The following is a 21,947-nucleotide window of genomic DNA, read 5'->3' on the forward strand; positions in this document are numbered from 1 at the left end:
TATAGGGGCAGGCGGCACGGAAAATGCCTTAATACTGCGCAGGCCCCGGATCGCGAACGAGGCTTGCGGAATGATAGGGCGGCCAATGCCGGGCGGTCCTGTCAGACACAACAATAAGGGGAATGCAGTACCATGGCTGATTTTTATCAGAACGGCATCATTACCACACTTCATAATCTTGTTGACCGGCCCATCGAGGCACTGGAAGCCGAGCTGAGTGGCTTCGCAAGGCACCGTCCGATGGCGTTGGTATTACCATCGTTGTTTTCTGAGCTGGAGGGGCCGGCTCTTGGTCACATCATTGATGAGATCGCCAAGGTGCCCTACATCAATGAGATTATTATCGGCCTCGATCAGGCTGACGAAGCGCAGTATCGACATGCGCTGAAATTTTTCAGCCGCTTGCCTCAACCGCACCGTGTGTTGTGGAACGATGGCCCACGGCTGCGCGCCATTGATGAGCGTCTCCAGGCGCGAGGATTATCGCCGCAAGAACCGGGCAAGGGGCGGAATGTCTGGTATTGCCTCGGTTATGTGCTGGCGTCGGGGCAGAGCGAGGCGATTGCGCTGCACGACTGCGACATTCTCACCTACGACCGTCGGCTGCTTGCTCAGTTGTTTTATCCAGTGGCCAATCCCGGCTTTAACTACGAATTCTGCAAAGGCTTTTACGCCCGTGTCGCGGATGGGCGCATGAACGGTCGTGTCAGTCGCCTGCTGGTGACGCCACTGATCCGCTCGCTGAAAAAAGTGCTGGGCGATCTCGACTACCTCGACTATCTGGACAGTTACCGCTATCCGCTTTCCGGTGAGTTCTCGATGCGCCGGGATGTGTTGAACGACCTGCGTATTCCCAGTGATTGGGGCCTGGAGATTGGCGTGCTGTCGGAAATGTATCGCAATTACTCTACCAACCGGCTGTGCCAGGTAGACATTGCGGACAGCTATGATCACAAGCACCAATCGCTGTCAGCGGATAACGATACTGGTGGCTTGTCGAAAATGTCGATCGATATCTCCAAGGCGATTTTCCGCAAGTTGGCCACGAATGGTGTTGTGTTTAACAGCGAAACCTTCCGTTCTATCAAGGCGACCTACTTCAGGGTGGCGCTCGATTTTGTGGAGAGCTACCGAAATGATGCGGTAATGAACGGCTTGGACCTGGATTTGCATCGCGAAGAAGAAGCCGTGGAGTTGTTTGCCGCCAATCTGGTTAAGGCGGGGAATGCCTTCCTGGATAACCCTATGGAAACGCCTTTCATCCCGAGTTGGAATCGGGTGTGCAGTGCGGAGCCGGAATTGTTGACGGCGCTTTATGACGCCGTTGCCGCTGATTTGGACGAGTTTGGTGCATGACGGATAGCAGCCCCCAGTCGCATTTGCGCGATAAACTCTACGCGCATCTTGAACAGATCTATCCCCAGCGGGAGCTGTCGCGGCTGGTGGAGTTGCTGATTGAGCTGATGGAGCTGGATCAGCGCTGCTTTATGCCGGAGGCGCATAAAAATCTCTGGGACGAGCGGGACTGTTTGATGATCGCCTACGGCGACAGTCTTCAGCGAGAGGGCGAGTGGCCGCTGCACACGCTTCACGACTTTTTGCGTCGAGAGTGCCGGGGGGTTATTTCCGGTGTGCATATCTTGCCGTTTTACCCCTGGAGTTCCGACGACGGTTTTGCGGTGATCAACTACGTTGAGGTGAATCCGTCGTTGGGGGAATGGCAGGACATTAATGCGATTTCCCGTGACTTCGATGTCATGGCCGATCTGGTTATCAATCACTGCTCAAGCCGCAGTCAGTGGTTTGAAAACTTCAAGCAGCGCCGCGACCCCGGCAAGGATTATTTTGTCGAAGCGGACCCCGAGTGGGATCTGTCGGCGGTGGTGCGGCCTAGAACAAGCCCCTTACTTGCCGAGGTGCAGACGCTCGATGGCAAGCGACACGTCTGGTGTACATTCAGTCACGATCAGGTCGATCTCAATTTTGCCAACCCCGAAGTGCTGTTGGAATTTGTGCGAATTGTTCGCCATTACCTCGATCAAGGGGTGCGCATCTTCCGGCTGGATGCGGTTGCCTTTCTCTGGAAGGAGCCGGGGACGAATTGCCTGAATCTGAATCAAACGCATGAAATGGTACGCCTGCTGCGCAGTCTGATAGAGCATGCGGCCCCTGATGCCATTCTGATTACTGAGACCAATATTCCTCTGCGCGAGAACCTGGCGTATTTCGGCAACGCCAACGAAGCGCACCTGGTTTACAACTTCTCTTTGCCGCCGCTGCTGCTGAACGCTCTGGTCAGTGGCGACAGTTCGGCGCTCAATCGCTGGATGATGGGGATGCCTGCGGCACAGGATGGCACGACGTACTTCAACTTTATCGCCTCGCATGATGGTATCGGCCTGCGGCCTGCAGAGGGCTTGCTGGATGACGATGAGATTAATCGGCTGGTGGGGTTGATGGAGGAGAGTGGGGGGCTTGTGTCGTGGCGGGCGCTGGGTAATGGCGAGAATCGCCCCTATGAAATTAATATCAGTCTGTTTGATGCCATGCGTCGCCGTCACGGTGCCGGTGAAGATGGTTATCAGGAAGCACGTTTCCTGTGTGCCCATGCTGTAATGCTGTCTTTGCAGGGTATTCCCGCATTCTATATTCACAGTCTGTTGGCGACGGGAAATGATTTGAACCGCGTGGCTCACAGCAATCACAACCGCTCGATCAATCGCCACCAATGGCAAGCTGACGAGCTGGAGGCCGCACTGGAACATGGCAGCAACAGCCACCATCGCCGTGTCTTTGATGCGCTGAAAACGATGATTAGCAAGCGGGCTGAACAGCCCGCGTTTCACCCCAATGCTGCCCAGTTCCCGCTCCATCTCGGGGACAAGCTGTTTGGCTTGAGGCGGGAAAGTCGCAGCGAGGGAGCGCCGCAAACCCTGTTGGCGATTTACAACTTCAGCGCAGAGAAGCAAACACTGCCACTGGCTGAGCTGAACCTCGATACCGACAGGCGCTGGTTCGAGCTGTTAAGCGGTGCCGAGATCGTTGCCGAACAGGGAAATCTGCTGCTACCTGCTTACGGTTATTGCTGGCTTGCCTGCTAGCCGTTGCCACCCGCAGGCGCATGATCTGTTCGCCTGTTGACCTCCAATGTTACTTATCCCTCGATGCATATCTGCTAAGCTGCGGCGGTTTCCCGTATCTGATACAGCAAGTTGAGGTTTGCCATGGCCGACTATAAAGCGCCCCTGCGCGATATTAATTTCGTTCTGAAAGAGTTTCTGAACAGCGAACAACACTATGCTTCGCTGCAAGGTTGTGAGCGGCCGGATATGGACGTCGTCGATGCGGTGATTGGTGAGGGCGCCAAGTTTGCCGAGAACGTCGTCGGCCCGATAGCGGCCAATGGCGATGAACAGGGTTGTAAGTTTGACGGCGGCAAGGTCACTACACCGGACGGCTTTAAGGAAGCCTTCCGTCAGTGGGGTGAGGGTGGCTGGCAGTCGCTGAGTATTCCAGTGGAAGAAGGCGGTCAGGGCTTGCCGTCGTCAATTGGTACGGTGATCGGCGAAATGGTCGGTTCGCCGAGCTGGGCGTTCAGCATGTATGGCGGTTTGGCGCTGGCGCCGGTGACGTGCTTGCTGAATGGCGGTACAGAGGAGCAGAAACAGCGTTATTTGCCCAAGCTGCTCAGTGGAGAATGGGCGGGCACCATGTGCCTGACCGAGGCCCACTGTGGTTCGGATGTTGGTCTGCTGCGCACGAAAGCGACCCGCAACGACGATGGCACCTACACCCTGCAGGGCACCAAGATATTTATCTCCGGCGGTGAGCAGGACATGACCGACAATATTATTCACGCCATTTTGGCGAGAGTGGACGGAGCGCCGGAGGGGACTAAGGGTATCTCGCTGTTTATCGCACCCAAATACTGGGTGAATGAAGACGGTTCGATGGGGGATTTCAACAATATCAGTTGTGGCGCTATCGAGAAGAAGATGGGGCTCAAGGCTTCTGCAACCTGTGTGATGAATTACGATGGCGCGCGTGCGGTACTGCTCGGTGAGGAGAATCGCGGCTTGGAAATCATGTTCAAGTTGATGAACGCTGCACGACTGGGTACGGCTTTGCAGGGGCTGGCGATGGGGGAGGTCGCCTATCAGGGGGCGATGGACTATGCCCGTGAGCGCCTGCAAATGCGTTCTCTCACCGGTCCGAAGAACCCGGATGGCCTCGCCGATCCGATTCTGGTGCATCCGGATGTTCGCCGTATGCTACTGACTCAAAAAGCCTTTATTGAAGGCCAGAGGGCGTTTATTTACTGGCTGGCGCAGCAAGTGGACTTGACTCGCCACGGCAGTGAAGAGCAGCAGGAAAGCGCAACGCAGTTGCTTGAGCTGCTGACGCCAATCGCCAAGGCCTTCTGCACGGAAACGGCTCAGGAAGTGACGTATCTCGGAATGCAGGTGTTCGGTGGCCACGGCTATATCTGGGAGCACGGTATGGAGCGGATTGCCCGCGATAACCGTATTTCCACGGTATATGAAGGGACGACCGGAATTCAATCGCTGGACCTGTTGGGCCGGAAAGTGATGGGAAGCGGCGGCGCGGTGCTGCGCAACTTTACCAAGCTGATTCACAAATACTGTGAAGCCCACAAAGAGAATGCCGCGATGGCGGAGTTTGTTGAGCCGCTGGCTGTGCTGAACAAAGAGTGGGGCGAAGTGACAATGGCTGTGGGTGAAAAAGCCATGAATAACGCCGATGAGGTTGGCGCGGCATCGGTGGATTATCTGATGTACTCCGGCTACATCGCTTTTGCTTACATCTGGGCGCAGATGGCGGAAGTTGCCCAGCGTCAGTTGGCCGATGGTAACGACGACCCGCTATATAGAGGGAAAATCAAAACGGCACGCTTCTACTTCCAGCGGCTGCTGCCGAGAACTGCCAGTCACAAGCAGGCAATGCTGGCCGGTGCAGACGCTTTGATGGACGTTGCTGAGGACGAGCTGGCGTACTGAATCAGATCGCGGAATGTTCGTGAACAAAAACGGAGCCTTTCGGCTCCGTTTTTTATGAGTGACTATTTGTTGTGCCGGTGTTCAATCAGTTCGTCGACGACCGCTGGGTCTGCCAGTGTTGAGGTGTCGCCGAGGTTCTCCAGCTCATTCGAGGCGATCTTGCGCAGGATGCGACGCATGATTTTGCCGGAGCGGGTTTTCGGCAGGCCAGGGGCCCACTGAATGACATCGGGTTTGGCGATAGGGCCAATTTCCTGAACACAGAGTGCGGTCAACTCCTTGATCAGCGATTCGTCGCCGACTTCGTCGTGCATCAATGTGACATAGGCGTAGATGCCCTGCCCTTTAACGTCGTGGGGGTAGCCAACCACCGCCGCTTCAGCAACCTTCTCGTGTAATACCAGTGCACTTTCCACTTCAGCGGTGCCCATGCGGTGGCCGGAAATATTCAGTACGTCGTCGACGCGACCGGTAATCCAGTAATCGCCGTCAGCATCGCGGCGCGCGCCATCCCCCGTGAAGTAGTAGCCGGGATGCGTGCTGAAATAGGTGTCGATCATGCGTTGGTGATCGCCGTATACGCTTCGAATCTGGCTGGGCCAAGAGCGTTTGATAACCAGCAGGCCTTCACCGGGCCCCTCAATTTCGTGACCGTCGTTATCGAGTAGAGCGGGTTCCACGCCAAAGAAGGGTTTGGTAGCCGAGCCGGGCTTCATCGGGATCGCGCCCGGCAGGGGCGTGAGCATATGGGCGCCGGTTTCGGTTTGCCACCAGGTGTCGACAATGGGGCAGCGTTTGTCGCCGACTACTCGGTAGTACCACTCCCAGGCTTCCGGGTTGATGGGTTCACCCACGGTACCTAACAGGCGAAGACTGCTGCGCGAACAGCGGTCGACATATTCATCACCTTCACCCATAAGGGCGCGAATGGCCGTCGGCGCGGTATAGAAAATATTCACGTCGTGCTTATCGACCACCTGCCAAGCGCGTGAGGCATCGGGGTAGGTGGGAACGCCTTCAAACAGCAGAGTGGTAGCGCCGTTTGCGAGCGGTCCGTAGACCATGTAGCTGTGACCGGTTACCCAGCCAATGTCAGCGGTACACCAGTAAATCTCACCATCTTTATAGTCGAAGACATACTTGAAGGTCATTGCCGATTGCAGCAGGTAGCCCGCTGTTGTGTGGAGTACGCCTTTGGGTTTGCCGGTGGAGCCAGAGGTATAAAGAATAAACAGAGGAGCTTCACTATCCATGGGAACCGCCGGGCAGTCAGCGCTGGCGGCGGCAGTGGCTTCTGTGTAACAGACGTCGCGGCCTTCTTCCCAGTTTACCTTGCCGCCAGTGCGTTTGACGACAATACAGGTGTCGACGCTGGGGCAGTCTTTAAGTGCTTTGTCCGCATTTTCTTTCAGCGGAACCTTGCGGCCGCCGCGCACGCCCTCGTCGGCGGTAATCAGGGCTTTGCACTCGGCATTTTGAATGCGGTCTTTCAGCGCCTCGGGCGAGAAGCCACCGAACACGATGGAGTGAACGGCCCCGATGCGGGTGCAGGCGAGCATGGCATACGCCGCTTCCGGGATCATCGGCATGTAAATGCAAACTCGGTCACCTGCGGATACGCCGCGGTCTTTCAGCACATTCGCCAGTTTGCAGACTTCGCTGTGCAGTTCGGCGTATGTGATGTGGCGGCTGTCGGCAGGGTCGTCGCCCTCCCAGATGATTGCCGTCTGGTCTGCGCGGGTGGCTAGATGTCGATCTATGCAGTTGGCGCTGACATTGAGTTTGCCGCCATCAAACCAACGGGCTTCGCCCTTGGGGAAGTCGTACTCGCAGACGCTGTTCCAGGGGGCGTCCCAGGTGAGAAACTCTTCAGCCTGCTCTGACCAGAATGCATCGGCGTCATTGATGGAACGCTCATACATTTCATCGTAGCGCTCGCGGTTGATGTGGGCATTGCGCGCGAATTCTTCCGGTACGGGGTGCGGGGTAAACGTCGTCATGATGCATCCTTCGTTACAATTATTATGGCGGCAGCGCGTCGAGGCGGCGCGGGTATGTAACAGAGGATACTCCCTGCTGCAGGGGCATTGAAGCCCAACTAGACTAAAGTCGAAGCGCTGCGGAGGGGGTAGGGGGGAAATAAAAAAGCCGCCTCGGAGGGGGCGGCTTTATGGGAATCAGGCGACCTGAATGGGAATCGCGTTGCTTGAGTGGCTGACGCTATTGTCTGGATTCATGTAAATCAGGCGGGGCTTGAAATTAATCAGCTCCGCTTCAGTGTAGCTGGCATAAGCGCAAATGATGATTGTGTCATCAACACCGGCTTTGTGCGCGGCAGCACCATTGATAGAAATGATGCCAGTGTTTTCCTCACCGCGAATCGCGTAAGTGGTGAAGCGATTGCCATTGGTGACATTGTATATCTGGATTTGCTCAAACTCGCGGATGCCTGCCATGTCGAGCAGTTTGCCATCGATGGCGCAGGAACCCTCATAATCCAAGACGGCGTGGGTCACGCGCGCTTTGTGGAGTTTGGCTTTCAGCATAACGGACTGCATAACGCTGTTCCTTTCTCTTCAGTCTGACTGGCGGCTAGTTTAGTTGGCGGCCAGCATGCCCCAGTCAGTACTGGGATTCAGGGTCAGGGTGACGTTGTCGATAAGCCGAGTCGAGCCCAACTTGGCGGCGGCTAGTATAACAACTTCTTCCGTTTCGGGGCGAACTTCAGCGAGGCTGCGAGCGTCGCAAATATTCACGTAATCCGGTTCAAAGCCCGCTTCAAGCAGTGCAAGGCGAGCATGACTCTCCAGCTCAACATAGCTGTCGTAGCCACAGGCAATGGCTTCGCGCAGTTCCTGCAATACCCGGTGGAGTTCCGGCGCCTGCTGGCGTTGTATGTCGCTGAGGTAACCGTTGCGTGAGCTCAGCGCCAGGCCATCTTCAGCGCGCGCCGTTGCCACACCAATAATATTGATGGGCATGCACAGGTCGCTGACCATCTTGCGGATGACGCTGAGTTGTTGAAAGTCTTTCTCACCAAATACGGCAGTGTCGGGCTGCACAATATTGAACAGCTTGGTCACAATCGTTGATACGCCGGTGAAATGCCCGGGTCGATTGGCTCCGCAGTGTCCTTCTGATACGACGGGAACTGAAACCTTGCTGTGCTGGTCCATGCCCTCGGGATAGATCTCTTCTACCGTGGGCAGGAACAAAAACTGGACGCCTTCGGCGAACAGCTTTTCCTTGTCGGCCGCCAAGGTGCGCGGGTAGGTGCTGAGGTCCTCGCTGGCGGAAAATTGCAGTGGATTCACAAAAATGCTGACCACCACAATATCGGCTTCGCGGGAGGCCCTGCGAACCAAAGAGATATGACCCTCGTGCAGATTCCCCATAGTGGGAACGAAGGCAACAGTTTTACCGGCGCGGCGCGCGCTGTGAATGGCGGTTCGGAGCGCTGCGGCTGAGCTGTATGTTTTCATACCACCTAACTTCCCAATCTCGATCTCTGCAATGTAGGCAGAGGCAGTTTGCTGTGAAGTCAGTCCGCGCATTCCGCGGGCTGGCGACCTGTTCCACCGAGCGCGTGTTTTCGCTGATTACACTGGTTATAAACTGACCAGTTTCACGGTGGCGGGCAAGTATGCCCCAATCATTATGGCCGTTCAATGCCTTGGTAACAAAAAATTCATGGATTTGTTACCCCGAATTTTTGTTTCTCAGGGTAACAGTTTCCGACGATTTTGTGCCTTAGTCAAAGCAGTGCTCAGCTGCTGGGAAGCTGCCATCAAGGACGGCGTTGCGGTAGCGGCACAGGGCATCTTCAATGCTGCTGCTGCCATCGGCGAAGTTGCGTACAAAGCGGGCGGTCTTGGCTGTGATGCCAAGCAGGTCGTGGAGTACCAGTACTTGAGCGTCTGTCTGCGGTCCGGCGCCAATGCCGATAACCGGAATACGGAGTGCCTGGGTGATCTCGGCCGCCAGTGTCTGCGGGACGCATTCGAGTACCAGCATAGCGGCGCCTGCGGCTTCCAGTGCCAGGGCGTCATCGAGAATGTGCTTGGCCTGGTCGTCGTTTCGGCCTTGCACGCGGTAGCCGCCGAGCACATTGACCGACTGGGGCGTTAAGCCGAGGTGGCCACAGACAGGGATGCCGGCCCGGCTAAGCAGCTCGATGCTGTCGGTAAGCCAGGCGCCGCCTTCCAGTTTCACGAGCTGTGCACCGGCGCGCATCAGCGTGCTGGCGTTGTCCAGGCATTGCTGCTGGCTGTGGTAACTCCCAAACGGCAGATCGCTGATGATCAGTGGCGCGCGGCAACCCCTGGCTACGCTCGCGGTATGATAGACCATGTCGTCAACGCTGACCGGCAGAGTAGAGTCGTGCCCCTGAAGTACCATGCCCAGCGAATCGCCAACCAGAATGGCTTCGATGCCCGCGTTCTCGACCAGTTGCGCAAAACTGGCGTCATAGCAGGTGACAACGGCGAATTTCTCGCCCTGCTGCTTTTTCTGTATCAGGCTTGGGATACTGGTCTTGCTCATGCTTGGCCTCGCGGAGACTCAGAAAAAAGTCGGGTTAAAATAATGGCGTCCGCTGCGAATTTCCAGCAAGTAGTCGAGTAATTGCTGATAGTCGCGGTCATTGTGGGCGAAATCGATCTCTTCAGCGTTAACGATCAGCAGTGGAGACGCCTGGTAGTCGAAAAAGAACTCGCTGTAGGCTTCGTTAACCTGTTCCAGATAGCGAAGGTCGATGTTGCGCTCAAAGGCAATGCCTCGTTGCTGGACTCGCTCCTTCAATACCTTGGCTGGTGCTTGCAGGTATATCACCAGATCCGGGGTCGGAACGTCCACAGCGATCTGCTGATAGACCTTCTGATACAGTTCCAGCTCATTGTTGTCCAGCGTCAGGCGGGCGAACAGCGGGTCCTTCTGGAACAGATAGTCAGCGATGTATCCCTGCCCGAATAGTTCGTTCTGATGCAGTTCGCCAAGCTGCTGGCTGCGTTGGAACAGGAAAAACAGCTGCGCGGCCAGCGCGCCGTGACGACGGTTGTCGTAAAACCGTTCGAGGAAAGGATTTTCTTCAGCGCCCTCCGGTACTGGAGAGTATTCCAGTGATGCCGACAGGCGCTGCATCAGGGTTGTCTTGCCAACCCCGATCGGCCCCTCTATCGCAATATAGCGCGGCGGGTTCGCCGATTTGAATAGCGGCTCATTCAGCATGTCGGTTCTGCTCGCTATCTTCTATTAGCCAAAGATCATCATCGCCGGGTGGTAGCAGGTGTTCCGCGCTCTGGCACAGTGTTGCGGCCAACGCCGCGTCCAGCTCTGCCAGCGGCAGCAGGACGAAGCGCCGCTCTCCTGCGCGCGGGTGCGGGATATTCAGGCGTTCGTTGTTAATCTCCCGGTCGCCGTAGCTGAGTATGTCCAGGTCCAGAGTTCGCGGTCCCCAGCGTATGTCCCGCTGTCGCCCGTGCTGGGCCTCGATCGCCTGAAGTGCGGTAAGCAGTTCATCGGGGCTCAGTGCTGTGTCGATTGCTGCCACAGCATTGATGTAGGAATCTTGCTGCCCAGGGCCGATGGCCCGGCTGCCATAGAGGCGGGAGTATGCGGTCAGCCGACTCCCCGGCAGGCGCTTCAGGGCATTCAGTGCGCCGTAAATCTGCGCCAGAGGTGCTCCCTGATTACTGCCTAAGGCAATATAACTGCGTATCATGTGTCTTTACGGGGTCTGCGTCGACGGCGGCGTGGACGCGGACGACGCTCGCGATCGCTGTCGTCCTGCGCATGCTGCTGCATGCCTTGCCGGGTGTCGGGTTGGGCCTCATAAAACGCCTGCCACCATTGACTTAGCTGGCCTTCCACTTCGCCGGCCTGTTCCCGAAGTAGTAGAAAGTCATAACCGGCTCGGAAATAGCGATTCTCAACCAGCTGGGCTGCACGTTTGCCTGACTGCTTTTCGAAGCGCAGCTGGAGCTCCCAGATGTCGCGCATCGGGAGTGAGAAGCGCTTGGGAATTGCAACGCGTTGCTGTTGTTTGTGAAGGCAGCGCTCTGCCGCCTGATGCAGAGCAGGAATGGGGGGCACGCCGTCATCCAGTAGCTCTTGATGCAATTGTTTCACAACCGGCCACAGCAGGATGGCGTACAGGAAGGCGGGGGTGACGGGTTTGCCTTCCTGAATGCGGGCGTCGGTATTGGCCAGCCCCTGATGAATCAGTTCTGTCGTCGCCGGCGACTGCGTGTCCAGCAGTCGCTGGGTTGCCGGAAACAGTGGCGCAAAGAGCCCATAGCGCTGCATTAATGCATAGGTTTGCAGTGCGCGACCATTCATAAACAGCTTCAGCACTTCATCGAACATCCGCGCCGCCGCAATGTCTTCGAGGAGAGGAGCGAGTTTGGTGAGCGGTGCCTCGGTGTTTGCCTCGATATCGAAGTCCAGCTTGGCGGCAAATCTCACCACGCGCAGCATGCGCACGGGATCTTCTCGATAGCGGGTTTCCGGGTCGCCAATAATGCGAACCAGCCGATTGTTCAGATCGTCCAGCCCGCCGACAAAATCATAGACGGCAAAATCCCGGCTCGAGTAGTACAGCGCATTGATACTGAGGTCGCGCCGCAGTGCGTCTTCATCCATGCTGCCGTAAACGTTGTCGCGCAGCAGCATGCCGGACTCGTTGCGTGCAGAGTGCTTGGCTTTGGCCTTGCTGTTTGTCTGGGGGGCGTCGTGATTGCCTCGGAAAGTCGTCACTTCGATGACTTCGCGTCCGAAGCGCACGTGAACAATACGGAAACGCCGACCGATAATGCGGCTGTTGCGGAACAGCGCTCGAACTTCCTCGGGGGTGGCGTCGGTCGCAACGTCGAAGTCCTTGGGCTCGCCGCCCAGTAACAGGTCTCTGACTCCGCCGCCGACGAGATAGGCTTCATGGTCGGCCTGGTTGAGGCGGTGAATGACTTTAAGGGCACTGTCGCTGATCAGGCGGCGGGAAACACAGTGCTCATCGCGGGGAATCACCGTGGGTCCGTGAGGAGCCTGATTGGAGCGACCTAACTTGCTGGTGAGTTTTTTCCAGAGTCCTGACACGGTATTGCGCTCGTTGGTCCTGATTTGGCCTGATCGGCAAAGCGGGCATTCTAGCACAAGCTGCTGGGGGGTGGAGGAGGTGGGGTTTTTTCAGAGCCCTAAAATGAAGAAGGGGAAAACAATGTCTTCCCCACCCAGGTCTCTTTGCTTCGTCTATTATTGTTATTGTTCGCGTTTTGTTATTTTTATTTTTGGTTTTTATTCTTCTTTGATCGCTATAAAAGCATTCTGCGTGCCAACTTTGGTATTTTTATGTTTTTCAGTAGCTTAGCTGTTTTTTGGGGTTCTGTGTGTCGGTGCTTTTACAGGGCTTTGTTACCGTACTAAACGCAAGTTGTTACGTTGGCTGGGTCCCGGTAACGGCTGTGTCAGTTGTTTCCTGAGCGCGCGCTTTTTTTCCGGGGGATGCCCAGTCGCTGACGGCGTTCCCACAGGCACTTGCGGCTGACCCCAAGTTTCTGGGCCAGTTCTGTTTCGCTCATGCTGTCCTGGTGCTCAAGTACAAAGCGCTGGAAATAGTCCTCCAGCGAGAGATCTTCAATCGGGTCGGAGCTGCGCACACGGCTGGCGCGGTTCTCTTTTCGCTCTACCGCGCTGCTGCGGCTTCGCTCCGGTTTGCGGCCGCGAATCTGGCTGATATCGACCAGCTCGAGGTCGATATCCAACAGCTCATTATCGATCTCCTCGCCTTCGCAGAGGATAACGGCGCGCTCGACGGCGTTTTCCAGCTCGCGGATGTTGCCCGGCCACACATAGGTGGTAATCGCTTGGATCGCCTTGGGACTGAACTTAAGCAACGGGCGACCAAGGGCCTCGCAGCGTTGCTTCAGCAGGGTCTCTGCAATCTCAAGAATGTCCTTGCCGCGCTCGCGCAGCGGGGGCAGCTCGAGTTTCATGACGTTGATACGGTAGTAGAGGTCTTCCCGAAAGCGGCCGTTGTGGGCCATCTCTTTAAGGTCACGGTGGGTGGCGCAGATCAGCCGTACATCCACCTTGCTGGATTCCACCGCGCCGATACGGCGGATTTCGTCTTCTTGAATAAAGCGCAGCAGGCGGGCCTGGGCTTCCAGGGGCAATTCGCCGATTTCGTCCAGAAACAGTGTTCCGCCATCGGCGGCTTCTATCAGGCCGATGCGGTTGGCGTTAGCGCCGGTGAAGGCGCCTTTCTCGTAGCCGAACAACTCGGATTCGATCAGGGTCTCTGGGATCGCTGCGCAGTTCACGCACACAATCGCTTTACTGGCGCGCTTGCTCTGACTGTGGATGGCGCGGGCGACCAGTTCTTTACCGGTGCCGGTTTCGCCGTGAACCAGCACGGTGGTGTCGGTCGGAGCGACACGGCGAATGTGCTCATAGAGCTTCTGCATAGGTTTGCAGTTGCCGATCATGCCCATGCTGCTGGCGTTATTGCCAGCGCGCTTTGCCGTGCTTGTGGCCGGTCCGCTTTCGGTGTCGCTGATAATTCGTGCGACGGTATCAATCATCTCATCGTGGTCGAAAGGTTTCGCGATGTAGTCAATCGCGCCCTTTTTCATCGAGTCAACCGCTGACTTCAGACTGGCATAGCTGGTCATAATCAGTACAGGGCTCTCAGTTTGGCTGATTAGCTCTGTACCAGGCGCGCCGGGGAGTCTCAGGTCGCTGATTAGCAGCTGGTAGCTGTCAAGATCGAACTGCTCAACCGCTTCCTGCACGGAGCCCGCTTCATCCACTTCGTAATCGTTGCGCTCCAGCAGGCGCCGCAGCGCCATACGGATAACGTCTTCATCTTCAACGATCAGAATGCGGGGCATTGGGAACTCCCTCAGTTTCAGGCCAGCTATACAGCCGAACAACATAACGCGTCCGGCGCGATAATTCCATACAGCGTGTGGGGACTCAGTGCTGCTGCCCGGTGCCGATCTGGCAGGCGAGCGGCAGGTGGATATGGAAACAGCTGCCGGGGTGTGGGCCTACGTCGACCGGGCTTTCAACGCTGATATCACCACCCAGGTCGTCGATAATACGGTAGACCAGCGCCAATCCCAGGCCGGTTCCCTTGCCGGGTTCCTTGGTGGTAAAAAACGGCTCGAAGATTTGTTCAATCAGGTTTTGGTCAATGCCGCTGCCCTGGTCTATTACCCGAATGTGAGCGCGTTGCTCATCGATTGGCGCACCTTCGATGCGAATGCTGGCGCCCGGTGGGCTGGCGTCGCGGGCGTTGGTCAGCAGGTTGATAAATACCTGCATCAGTCGCTGCTGGTCGCCCGCGACGAATAGCTCGGCGGGACTGTGGTTGAGGAAGATCACTTGGTCGGCTTCGCGGTCTAGCTGCAACAGGGCAATGGCTTCATCAATACACTGTTTTATACAAACGGCCTCTTTGGCGCGTGTTGGTTCTTCCCGCCCGCTATGTGCGAAGTTGACCAAGCTTTGCACAATGCTGGTAATGCGCTGAGTCTGTTTAACAATCTGCTCGGCGCTCTCCAGCAGGAACGGGTCGTCAGTCTCGTAGCGCAGGTTTTGTGCAAGGCTGGCAATGCCGGTAACTGGATTGCCGATTTCGTGGGCCACGCCGGCAGCCAGACGGCCGATTGAGGCCAAGCGTTCCTGGTGTGCCAGTTCCTTCTCCAGTAGTTGGGTTTCGGTGATGTCTTCCACGACGATAATCAGCTCATCGCGGCCGGGCATCTGGGAGGCGGTTTTGTGCAGGTTGAGCCAGTGATGCTGGGCTTCCAATTCAATGCCCGCTTTGCTCCAGTGCTCATCCTCGCTGCGGATAAAGTCATCGAGAAGGCGGCGCCACATGGGGGGGAGGCCGTCTGTACTTGAGCCGATGATGGCGCTGCCGGGAATGCCGGTAATGGCCGTCATGCTTTTATTCCACAGCAGAATTTCCCGGTCGCTGGCCAATGCGCAGACACCGGTAGGAAGATTCTCCAGGGTCTGGCGGTGATAGCGGCGCAGGCCGTCGAGGTCGGCGGCCAGGCCAGTCAAGTGAGTCTGGTAGTGCTCCAGTCGGTCTTCGATGTAGTTAATATCTTCGCCTTCGCCCATCAGGCTGGCCGCGTAGGGCAGACTGCGGTCGATTACCCGGCGAGCAATCGACGGGCCGAGCAGGGCGGACAGGTTGACCTCAATGCGATCGCGGATGCGTCGCAGTGCATAGGGTCGGGTTTCGTCGTCATCAAGCTGCAGTTCGGTCAGTGCGCGGTTGAACTCTTTATCGGCGGCAGCGCGGCCCAATATTTCTGCCAAACGGCTGCGCATTTCTCGCGCGCTACTTAAGTTGAGTGCTTGTCGTCCCGGGCGGTTCAGGTCGTCCAGTGCACAGGCTTCGGCGGTGCTCCTTTCTTCTTTCGAGGTTTCGGTGAGCAGTGATACGACGATCAGCACCAGCATATTGGCACCGAGGGACAGTGTAGAGATCGCGAGCCAGCGCTCACTTTGAGAGCCTTCCACGCCCGGCAGCGCAAGGATGAATGCCGGGGTATCAATGCCCAGTGCGGGAGCGAGTAGCCCGCATACCCACAGCGCAAAGCCAGCGAGCAATCCGCCGATGAAGCCTTTGCGATTGGCATCAGGCCAGTACATGACGGCCAATAGCCCCGGCAGGAACTGCGCGCAGCCGGCAACCGCAATGACCGCCAGTGCGCTGAGGGTGTGACGCTCGGGGATCAGGATATAAAGCAGGTAGCCCAATAAAATGGTCGCGAAAATCAGGATTTTGCGGGTCCAGAGTAGCCAGCTATAGATGTCGATGTCTTTGCGGCGGGGGCTGTGAAGCGGCAGGACGATATGGTTGAGGCTCATGGAGGCAATGGCCAGTGTGGCCACAATGATGGCGCCACTGGCGGCTGAAATCCCGCCGATAAACACCAGTAAAGACAGAGCTGGGTCGTCGAAATGCTGAAGCAGCGCGAGGGCGGCGTAGTCGCCACTGCCGTCGTTGCCGATCGCCTGGCTGGCCCACAACATGGGTAATACCGGCAGACTGAGCAGCAGCAGGTACAGCGGCAGCCCCCAGCTCGCGGTAAACAGTTTCTTGCGGCTGGGGTTTTCAGCAAACAGCATATGGAACACGTGCGGCATGCACAGTGCGGCGGCAAAGAACAGTACCAGCATCATGCGGGAGTAGTCGTCTTTGCTGCTTTGTTGTAGCTGCTGAATGACGCCGCCCTGCGTGTTCAGCCAGTTCTGCATATCATCCCATCCGCCGAAAATGCCCAGTACGGCAGCCGCCCCCAATACCAGAAAAGCAATCAGCTTGATCAGTGACTCAAAGGCCAATGCTGTAACGAGGCCGCGGTGGGTATCTCGCGACGACAGGTTGCGGGAGCCAAACAGAATGGTGAACAGGCTGATAATGAGGCAGAAAAGCAGCGCAGAAACAGGACGCATGCTGTTCTGCCCGTTTTCAGGGGTAAGCATGGCGATGGCATCTGACACCGTTTGGATCTGCATCGCGAGCAGTGGCCACATCGCAATACTGCAGAAGGCGGTTGTGAGTGAGCCGACCCACTGGCTGCGAAAGCGGAAGCTCAGCAGGTCGGCCAGGGAGTTGAGTTGATAGGTTTTGCAGATGTGGTGCAGCGGCGCAATGATGACTGGCAGCAAGAACAGGGCTGCCGACAGGCCGAGATAGTAATTGAGATAGCCCAGTCCATAGCTTTGGGCGAGACCGGTAACGCCATAGAAGGCGAAAGCGCTGGCGTACACGCCAAGGGAGAGCACATAGACTATGGGGTGTTGCGTCAGGCTGCGTGGCAACAGGCCGCGCTCTCCGGCGTAAGCGATGGCAAATAGCGCCAGCAGGTAAGCCAGGGCCGCGAGCAGCAGCACATTGACATCAAACATCCCGCTTGCGACTCCGGTGCTGGTTAATGAATACGAATACGATTACCGCCAGCCATAGCAGGTGCAGGCGGTACCAGGCGTTGCCACTTTCGTACAGCCAATGGTTCAGCGTTGGCATAAAGACGAGTAAGAAGCAGAGCAGCAGTAATAGTGGTGGTGATAACAGGCGCATGATCAGGGCTTTGCGGTAATCGGTGAGGGAATTATCACTGCGGCCTGCCCAAACTGCAAAGGCTGCTGCGTCAGTCGGCGATAATCGCCGCCTTGGGGAGTTGCTCGACTTGCCAGTGCTCTGTACTCCAGCGCAGCAGGGCGTCCAGCGAGGTTTGGTCGGGCGGAGCCGGCTGGCCGAGGTAGCGGAGCGCGAGCCGCAGGTTTTGTTCTGCCTGATCGTTGTCCAGAGCGGGGGCATAGCTGCGCTTGCTGAGCTTGTCGCCCTGGGTGTCAACCAGCAGTGGCAAGTGCAGATAGCGTGGGTGAGGAAAGTCTAGGCAGGATTGCAGTTGCCATTGCCAGGCGGTTGAATCCAGCAGGTCGCTGCCGCGTACGATGTCGGTAATGCCGCTAAAGGCGTCATCCACCACAACAGCGAGTTGATAGGCGAACAAGCCATCCCGGCGCCGCAGGACAACGTCGCCGCCATCGGCTGGGCAGCAGTGCTGGGCTCCCAGGTGGCGGTCGGGTATGTCGTAGCGGCGGCTGTTGGCCCGTAACCGCACGGCGGCATCATTGGGGTTCAGTTCGGCAATACAATCTCCGCGGTGAATGCCGTCATGTTCAGCCAGTTGCGCGCGGGAGCAACTGCAATAAAAGGCATCTCCTTGGTCCAGCAGCTGCTCCAGAGCATCGGCGTACGCAGCGTGCCGATTGCTTTGCCAGAGAATGCCGCCGTCCCAGTGGAGACCGTGGGCCTGAAGGGCGTCGATGATGAGTTTGTCGGCGCCTTCCTGTTCCCGCGGGGGGTCAAGGTTTTCAATGCGCAGCAACCATTGGCCGCGATGGGCGCGGGCGTCGAGGTAGCTGGCGAGCGCTGTGCACAGAGAGCCCAAATGCAACGGGCCGGTGGGAGAGGGAGCAAAGCGACCAATATAGTCGGTCTTGGGAATGACTGACATGTAACGAAGGCGGGCGGCTTTCGCCGCCCGTGAATCAACCGCGCTCTTGGCGCTCTTTGATTTCGTCCAGTGTTTTGCAGTCGATGCACAAGGTCGCTGTAGGGCGCGCTTCCAGTCGTTTAATGCCGATTTCAACGCCGCAAGTTTCGCAGAAGCCGTAGTCGTCTTCGTCGATCAGGTCGAGCGTGGCGTCAATCTTCTTGATCAGTTTGCGCTCGCGGTCGCGGGTGCGCAGCTCCAGGCTGAACTCTTCTTCCTGTGTGGCGCGGTCCGCCGGGTCAGGAAAGTTGGCAGCCTCGTCCTTCATATGGGTTACGGTGCGGTCAACCTCTTCCATCAACTCGGACTTCCAGTTGTACAGAATCTTGCGGAAGTGGTCTTTTTGCGCCTCATTCATATACTCCTCGCCCTTTTTGGGGACGTAGGGAGTAAAGGTTTTAAGGCTTTCTTGTGCTGTGTCCTTTGCAGGCATGCTTGGCCCTCATTTATTAACAAGCCGTTTACCGCAGACTGCGGATGCGCGCGACACCAACCGCGTGCCGCCAAACCGGCAAAACTACCAGATAAGTAGTGTAGACGCTACAGAAAAACGTGTTTGGACGACTGCCTGTACCGCAGTGGCGCTGGTACACTAGCCAGCTTGCCAGTTTGGAGGATGCATAGAGTGGCACCAGTCATTGCCGAGCGCCTTGCCGATATTGAGCCCTTCAGGGTTGTTGAGGTGCTGACCCGCGCCAAGCAGCTTGAGCAGCAGGGACGAGACATTATTCATATGGCGGCGGGCGAGCCGGACTTCAGCACCGCAGAGCCCATTATTCGCGCGGCTCAGCAGGCGCTTGAGCGCGGCGAAACCCAGTACAGCCCGGCAGCGGGAATTCCCCAGCTGCGGCAGGCGTTATCTGATTACTACCGCAGTGATTACGGTCTGGATATTTCGCCCTCGCGAATCATGATCACCCCTGGTGCCAGCGGCGCACTGCTGTTGCTGGCTGGCCTGCTGATTAATCCCGGTGACGGCATGTTGATGACCGATCCCGGTTACCCCTGTAATCGGCATTTCTTGCGCTTGGTAGAAGGCGAGGGGCAGTTGGTACCAGTGGGGCCAGAGCAGCGCTATCAGTTGGATGCCGAGCTTGCTGCGGCGCATTGGCAGTCGAATACCAAGGGCGTAATGGTGGCGTCGCCCGCCAATCCCAGCGGCGAAATTCTCAGCCGCGCGCAGTTGCAGGGATTGTTTGACTTATGCCAGCAGCGGCAGGGTCACCTGATTGTCGACGAAATTTACCACGGTCTTAGTTTTGGTGAAGACGCGCCGAGTATTCTGTCGCTGACGGATGAGGCGTTTGTGATCAACAGCTTCTCTAAATATTTCGGTATGACGGGCTGGCGGCTGGGTTGGCTGGTGGCGCCCGAGTGGGCGGTGCCGCATCTGGAGAAATTGGCGCAAAACCTCTTTATTTCCATGTCCACCATGTCTCAGTACGGCGCGTTGGCAGCGTTTACGCCGGAGTGCCGGGCTATTTTGAATGCGCGGCGGGACGAGTTTGCCCGTCGCCGGGATTTCCTCTATCCCGCGCTCTGTGAGCTGGGCTTCTCCATTCCGCACTGCCCGGCCGGGGCGTTCTATTTATATGCGGGGATCGACAGGTTCTCCAACAACAGTCAGCAATTTTGCCTGGAGTTGCTGGAGGAACATGGCATTGCCATCACACCGGGGGCGGATTTCGGGCGCCATCGCGCAGAGCAGCATGTGCGATTTGCCTATACAACCGGTATGGCCCAGTTGGAGAAGGCTGTTGAGCGTCTGCGGGTATTATATGGTTAGGGCACGTGGGAAGTAAGTTGAGCGATACAGCGCCGCGTATAACGCTTGGTGAACTTGTTGATGCGCTGAAGTCCTCGCGGATGAAGCGCCGGTGGTGGCGACGTTGGGTCAAGCGCTCAGCGGTGGCGCTGGTGCTGCGTGAGCGCGATGACCAGCTCGAGGTGCTGATGATCAAGCGAGCCGAGAGGGACGGTGATCCTTGGTCAGGGCATATGGCTTTCCCCGGAGGGCGTATGGATGCCGACGATCTTACCGGCATTCGCACCGCCTACCGCGAGACTCTGGAAGAATTGAACATTGATGTCGAGAAGGCCGGGCACTGTATTGGTCGTCTTTCCGACCTGGTCAGTCGGCCTCATTCCGGAAAGCGCCCAATGGTGGTCTCGCCCTATGTTTTCCATTTGCACACGCCGGTAACGCCCGAGCCAAAGCATGATGAAGTGGCGGAAGCCCTGTGGGTGCCGCTGAGTTTTATTGCTGACCACTCAAACCGAGAGCGTATGGAGTGGCGGCGCGGGCGTTTGGCGTTGGATTTGCCTTGCTATTTCTATGGTGGGCGACGTATTTGGGGCATGTCGCTGGCGATGCTTGATGAGTTATTGGGCCTCGTCCCGCTCAAGCTGCCATAAAAACATTTTGGTGTTGTTCAGCAGTTGTCGTGATTGTGACTGTGGGCGCACCGCTTCCGCCAGCGTTTGATCGTCTGCTTCACCGTTCAGCCAGTCCATGAAGAGCGACAGAATAACGGGCGTTTTTTTGGGGTCGAGGTACTGCCAGCGCGTTGCGCTGAGAATATTGCCGGATACCCGCCCGCCTTTGACCGGTAGCCAATAGACCCCGCAGCTCGACAGTGAGTAGTCTCCCTTTCTTCCATAACTGATATTTGGCTTGAAGGGATTGAAGCCGTCGTCGGGAACCTCATCAATGCGCTGCAAGGCGACAATCCACTGGCTGCCAACGGGGAAGTCGCTGATTTCCGGGCGGCAGAGTTCACCAGTGTCCCCCCACAGTCGGATCTGGGGCTGGTACTCCTTGCCCGCGATCAGTGTGTCGATCTGTAAGTCTGCGCTATTTCCCTGCTGGCTGACCACGCTGACTTGCGCCAGCAGGTCGCTGTCGGCATACACCTCGGCAAAGGGGCCCTGCCAGAGACAGTTACAGGCCGCTGCAGCGGGAAGACTGAGACTGAAAAACGAGAGAAAAGCGAGTAGGCGCATGGTGACATCTAGGCGAAAACGGTGATGTCAATGTACGGTGCGCGGGGTGGGGATTCAAGTTCTTGGGCAGCGCCGAGCCTCTGGCTCGGGCCGCCCGGACATCAATTAAATATCGATGTTAATGCCGAAGTAGACGCCGTCAACGGTGATGCCAGCTTCTTCATCGTCGTCTTCCAGTGACACGTCGAAGCTGCGATAACCGGCTTCCAGTGATACAACGGCCACTTCGTAGCCGATGCCGACGGCCAGATCGGTCACGCTGTTATCGCTGACGCTGATGACGTTGCCGACTGCTTGAGCATACAGGCCGGTCAGCGGCAGGTTAAAGCGCGCATTGGCGTAGAGCATGGGAACAGGCGCATCGAGCTCGATGCTACCTTCGCTGGTGCTGCTGGCTAGGCGAACTTCGCCGTCAAACATACGCACGGTCAGGCCGATGTCCAGGTTGACCCAGTTGTCGAGCAGCTCGTAGTAGAAGGTGGCGTCGGTATGGGTCAGGTCGGTAGTTGAATCGACGGTGTCGGCAATGGTGTAGGTGTCACCTTCGAAGGTGAAGTTACGTGCCAGCTGATTTTTCTCAGAAATCTCGATGTCGGTACGCTGCAGGCGGATATTTGGCAGCACCGGGACCGGGTGCTCAAGCGCAACGTAAATGCTGGTGCCGTTGTCTTCGTCGTAGCCCAGGTCTTTCTTGGTGTCGATGGAGTCGGGGCCGGATTGCACATCGCCGTCCCAGCTTTGCTTCCAGTAGTAGGCACCTGCTGAAGCGCCGATGATATCAGCCTGGGTGACGCTGGCCGCGCCAGCCAATACGGCCATCGCCAGAAGTTGTTTTTTCATGTTGTTC

Annotated in this window: 19 protein-coding genes; 5 read left to right on the plus strand and 14 right to left on the minus strand. The window is 57.1% G+C overall.

All coding sequences use genetic code 11. The annotated features are described in order from the left end of the window. Positions 1 to 132 precede the first annotated feature (132 nt). The 3 genes from G411_RS0111525 (at position 133) to G411_RS0111535 (ending at position 5,018) form a co-directional block, all read left to right on the plus strand. Positions 133 to 1,356, plus strand: a complete 1,224-nt coding sequence (locus tag G411_RS0111525) for a glycosyltransferase family protein (RefSeq protein ID WP_022959362.1) — start codon at positions 133 to 135, stop codon at positions 1,354 to 1,356. Continuing rightward, entirely contained in the window at positions 1,353 to 3,101 is a 1,749-nt protein-coding gene (locus G411_RS0111530) for an alpha-amylase family glycosyl hydrolase (RefSeq protein WP_022959363.1), read from the plus strand. The genes G411_RS0111525 and G411_RS0111530 overlap by 4 nt, the downstream gene beginning before the upstream one ends. A gap of 123 nt (positions 3,102 to 3,224) precedes the next feature. Beyond that, entirely contained in the window at positions 3,225 to 5,018 is a 1,794-nt protein-coding gene (locus G411_RS0111535) for an acyl-CoA dehydrogenase C-terminal domain-containing protein (RefSeq protein WP_022959364.1), read from the plus strand. Between the two features lie 62 nt (positions 5,019 to 5,080). Here G411_RS0111535 and acs read toward each other — a convergent pair whose 3' ends face one another. The 12 genes from acs to dksA form a co-directional block, all read right to left on the minus strand. Next, complete coding sequence (gene acs, locus G411_RS0111540) at positions 5,081 to 7,018, minus strand: acetate--CoA ligase (protein ID WP_022959365.1); 1,938 nt, start codon at positions 7,016 to 7,018, stop codon at positions 5,081 to 5,083. 177 nt (positions 7,019 to 7,195) lie between these two features. Beyond that, complete coding sequence (gene panD / locus G411_RS0111545) at positions 7,196 to 7,576, minus strand: aspartate 1-decarboxylase (protein WP_022959366.1); 381 nt, start codon at positions 7,574 to 7,576, stop codon at positions 7,196 to 7,198. Between the two features lie 39 nt (positions 7,577 to 7,615). Beyond that, positions 7,616 to 8,500 carry a pantoate--beta-alanine ligase gene (gene panC, locus G411_RS0111550; protein ID WP_028968369.1) on the minus strand — a complete coding sequence of 295 codons (885 nt, stop codon included), beginning with the start codon at positions 8,498 to 8,500 and terminating at the stop codon, positions 7,616 to 7,618. Positions 8,501 to 8,768: 268 nt separating this feature from the next. Further along, a complete protein-coding gene (gene panB, locus G411_RS0111555; protein ID WP_022959368.1) occupies positions 8,769 to 9,560 on the minus strand; it encodes a 3-methyl-2-oxobutanoate hydroxymethyltransferase in 792 nt (263 codons plus the stop codon). 18 nt (positions 9,561 to 9,578) lie between these two features. Continuing rightward, a complete protein-coding gene (locus G411_RS0111560) occupies positions 9,579 to 10,244 on the minus strand; it encodes a deoxynucleoside kinase (protein ID WP_022959369.1) in 666 nt (221 codons plus the stop codon). Continuing rightward, entirely contained in the window at positions 10,234 to 10,737 is a 504-nt protein-coding gene (folK, locus tag G411_RS0111565) for a 2-amino-4-hydroxy-6-hydroxymethyldihydropteridine diphosphokinase (protein WP_022959370.1), read from the minus strand. The genes G411_RS0111560 and folK overlap by 11 nt, the downstream gene beginning before the upstream one ends. Next, positions 10,734 to 12,107 carry a polynucleotide adenylyltransferase PcnB gene (pcnB, locus tag G411_RS20260; RefSeq protein ID WP_037508484.1) on the minus strand — a complete coding sequence of 458 codons (1,374 nt, stop codon included), beginning with the start codon at positions 12,105 to 12,107 and terminating at the stop codon, positions 10,734 to 10,736. Before pcnB ends, folK begins: the two co-directional genes overlap by 4 nt. 368 nt (positions 12,108 to 12,475) lie before the next feature. Next, positions 12,476 to 13,900: a sigma-54-dependent transcriptional regulator gene (locus G411_RS0111575; RefSeq protein WP_022959372.1), complete on the minus strand. Its 1,425-nt coding sequence runs from the start codon at positions 13,898 to 13,900 to the stop codon at positions 12,476 to 12,478. 85 nt (positions 13,901 to 13,985) lie between these two features. Then, the gene (locus G411_RS0111580) at positions 13,986 to 16,943 is read right to left on the minus strand and encodes an ATP-binding protein (protein ID WP_022959373.1); all 2,958 of its coding nucleotides are present in this window, start codon (positions 16,941 to 16,943) and stop codon (positions 13,986 to 13,988) included. Further along, positions 16,936 to 17,115: a hypothetical protein gene (locus G411_RS0111585; RefSeq protein ID WP_022959374.1), complete on the minus strand. Its 180-nt coding sequence runs from the start codon at positions 17,113 to 17,115 to the stop codon at positions 16,936 to 16,938. The genes G411_RS0111580 and G411_RS0111585 overlap by 8 nt, the downstream gene beginning before the upstream one ends. A gap of 70 nt (positions 17,116 to 17,185) precedes the next feature. Then, positions 17,186 to 18,058: a tRNA glutamyl-Q(34) synthetase GluQRS gene (gene gluQRS, locus G411_RS0111590; RefSeq protein WP_022959375.1), complete on the minus strand. Its 873-nt coding sequence runs from the start codon at positions 18,056 to 18,058 to the stop codon at positions 17,186 to 17,188. Between the two features lie 34 nt (positions 18,059 to 18,092). Continuing rightward, positions 18,093 to 18,530, minus strand: a complete 438-nt coding sequence (dksA, locus tag G411_RS0111595; RefSeq protein ID WP_022959376.1) for an RNA polymerase-binding protein DksA — start codon at positions 18,528 to 18,530, stop codon at positions 18,093 to 18,095. Between the two features lie 192 nt (positions 18,531 to 18,722). Here dksA and G411_RS0111600 point away from each other — a divergent pair, with 192 nt between their 5' ends. Both G411_RS0111600 and G411_RS0111605 read left to right on the plus strand, forming a co-directional pair. Beyond that, a complete protein-coding gene (locus tag G411_RS0111600) occupies positions 18,723 to 19,883 on the plus strand; it encodes a pyridoxal phosphate-dependent aminotransferase (RefSeq protein ID WP_022959377.1) in 1,161 nt (386 codons plus the stop codon). A gap of 17 nt (positions 19,884 to 19,900) precedes the next feature. Continuing rightward, positions 19,901 to 20,512, plus strand: coding sequence for an NUDIX hydrolase (locus G411_RS0111605; RefSeq protein ID WP_051151272.1), 612 nt, complete (start codon positions 19,901 to 19,903; stop codon positions 20,510 to 20,512). Here the strand turns inward: G411_RS0111605 and G411_RS20265 are convergent. Then, positions 20,480 to 21,100, minus strand: coding sequence for a hypothetical protein (locus G411_RS20265; RefSeq protein WP_022959379.1), 621 nt, complete (start codon positions 21,098 to 21,100; stop codon positions 20,480 to 20,482). The two genes, G411_RS0111605 and G411_RS20265, sit on opposite strands and share 33 nt — an antisense overlap. 105 nt (positions 21,101 to 21,205) lie before the next feature. Beyond that, positions 21,206 to 21,940: a TIGR04219 family outer membrane beta-barrel protein gene (locus G411_RS0111615; protein WP_022959380.1), complete on the minus strand. Its 735-nt coding sequence runs from the start codon at positions 21,938 to 21,940 to the stop codon at positions 21,206 to 21,208. Positions 21,941 to 21,947: the final 7 nt, after the last annotated feature.

This window comes from Spongiibacter tropicus DSM 19543 (genome assembly GCF_000420325.1).
Classification (GTDB): domain Bacteria; phylum Pseudomonadota; class Gammaproteobacteria; order Pseudomonadales; family Spongiibacteraceae; genus Spongiibacter; species Spongiibacter tropicus.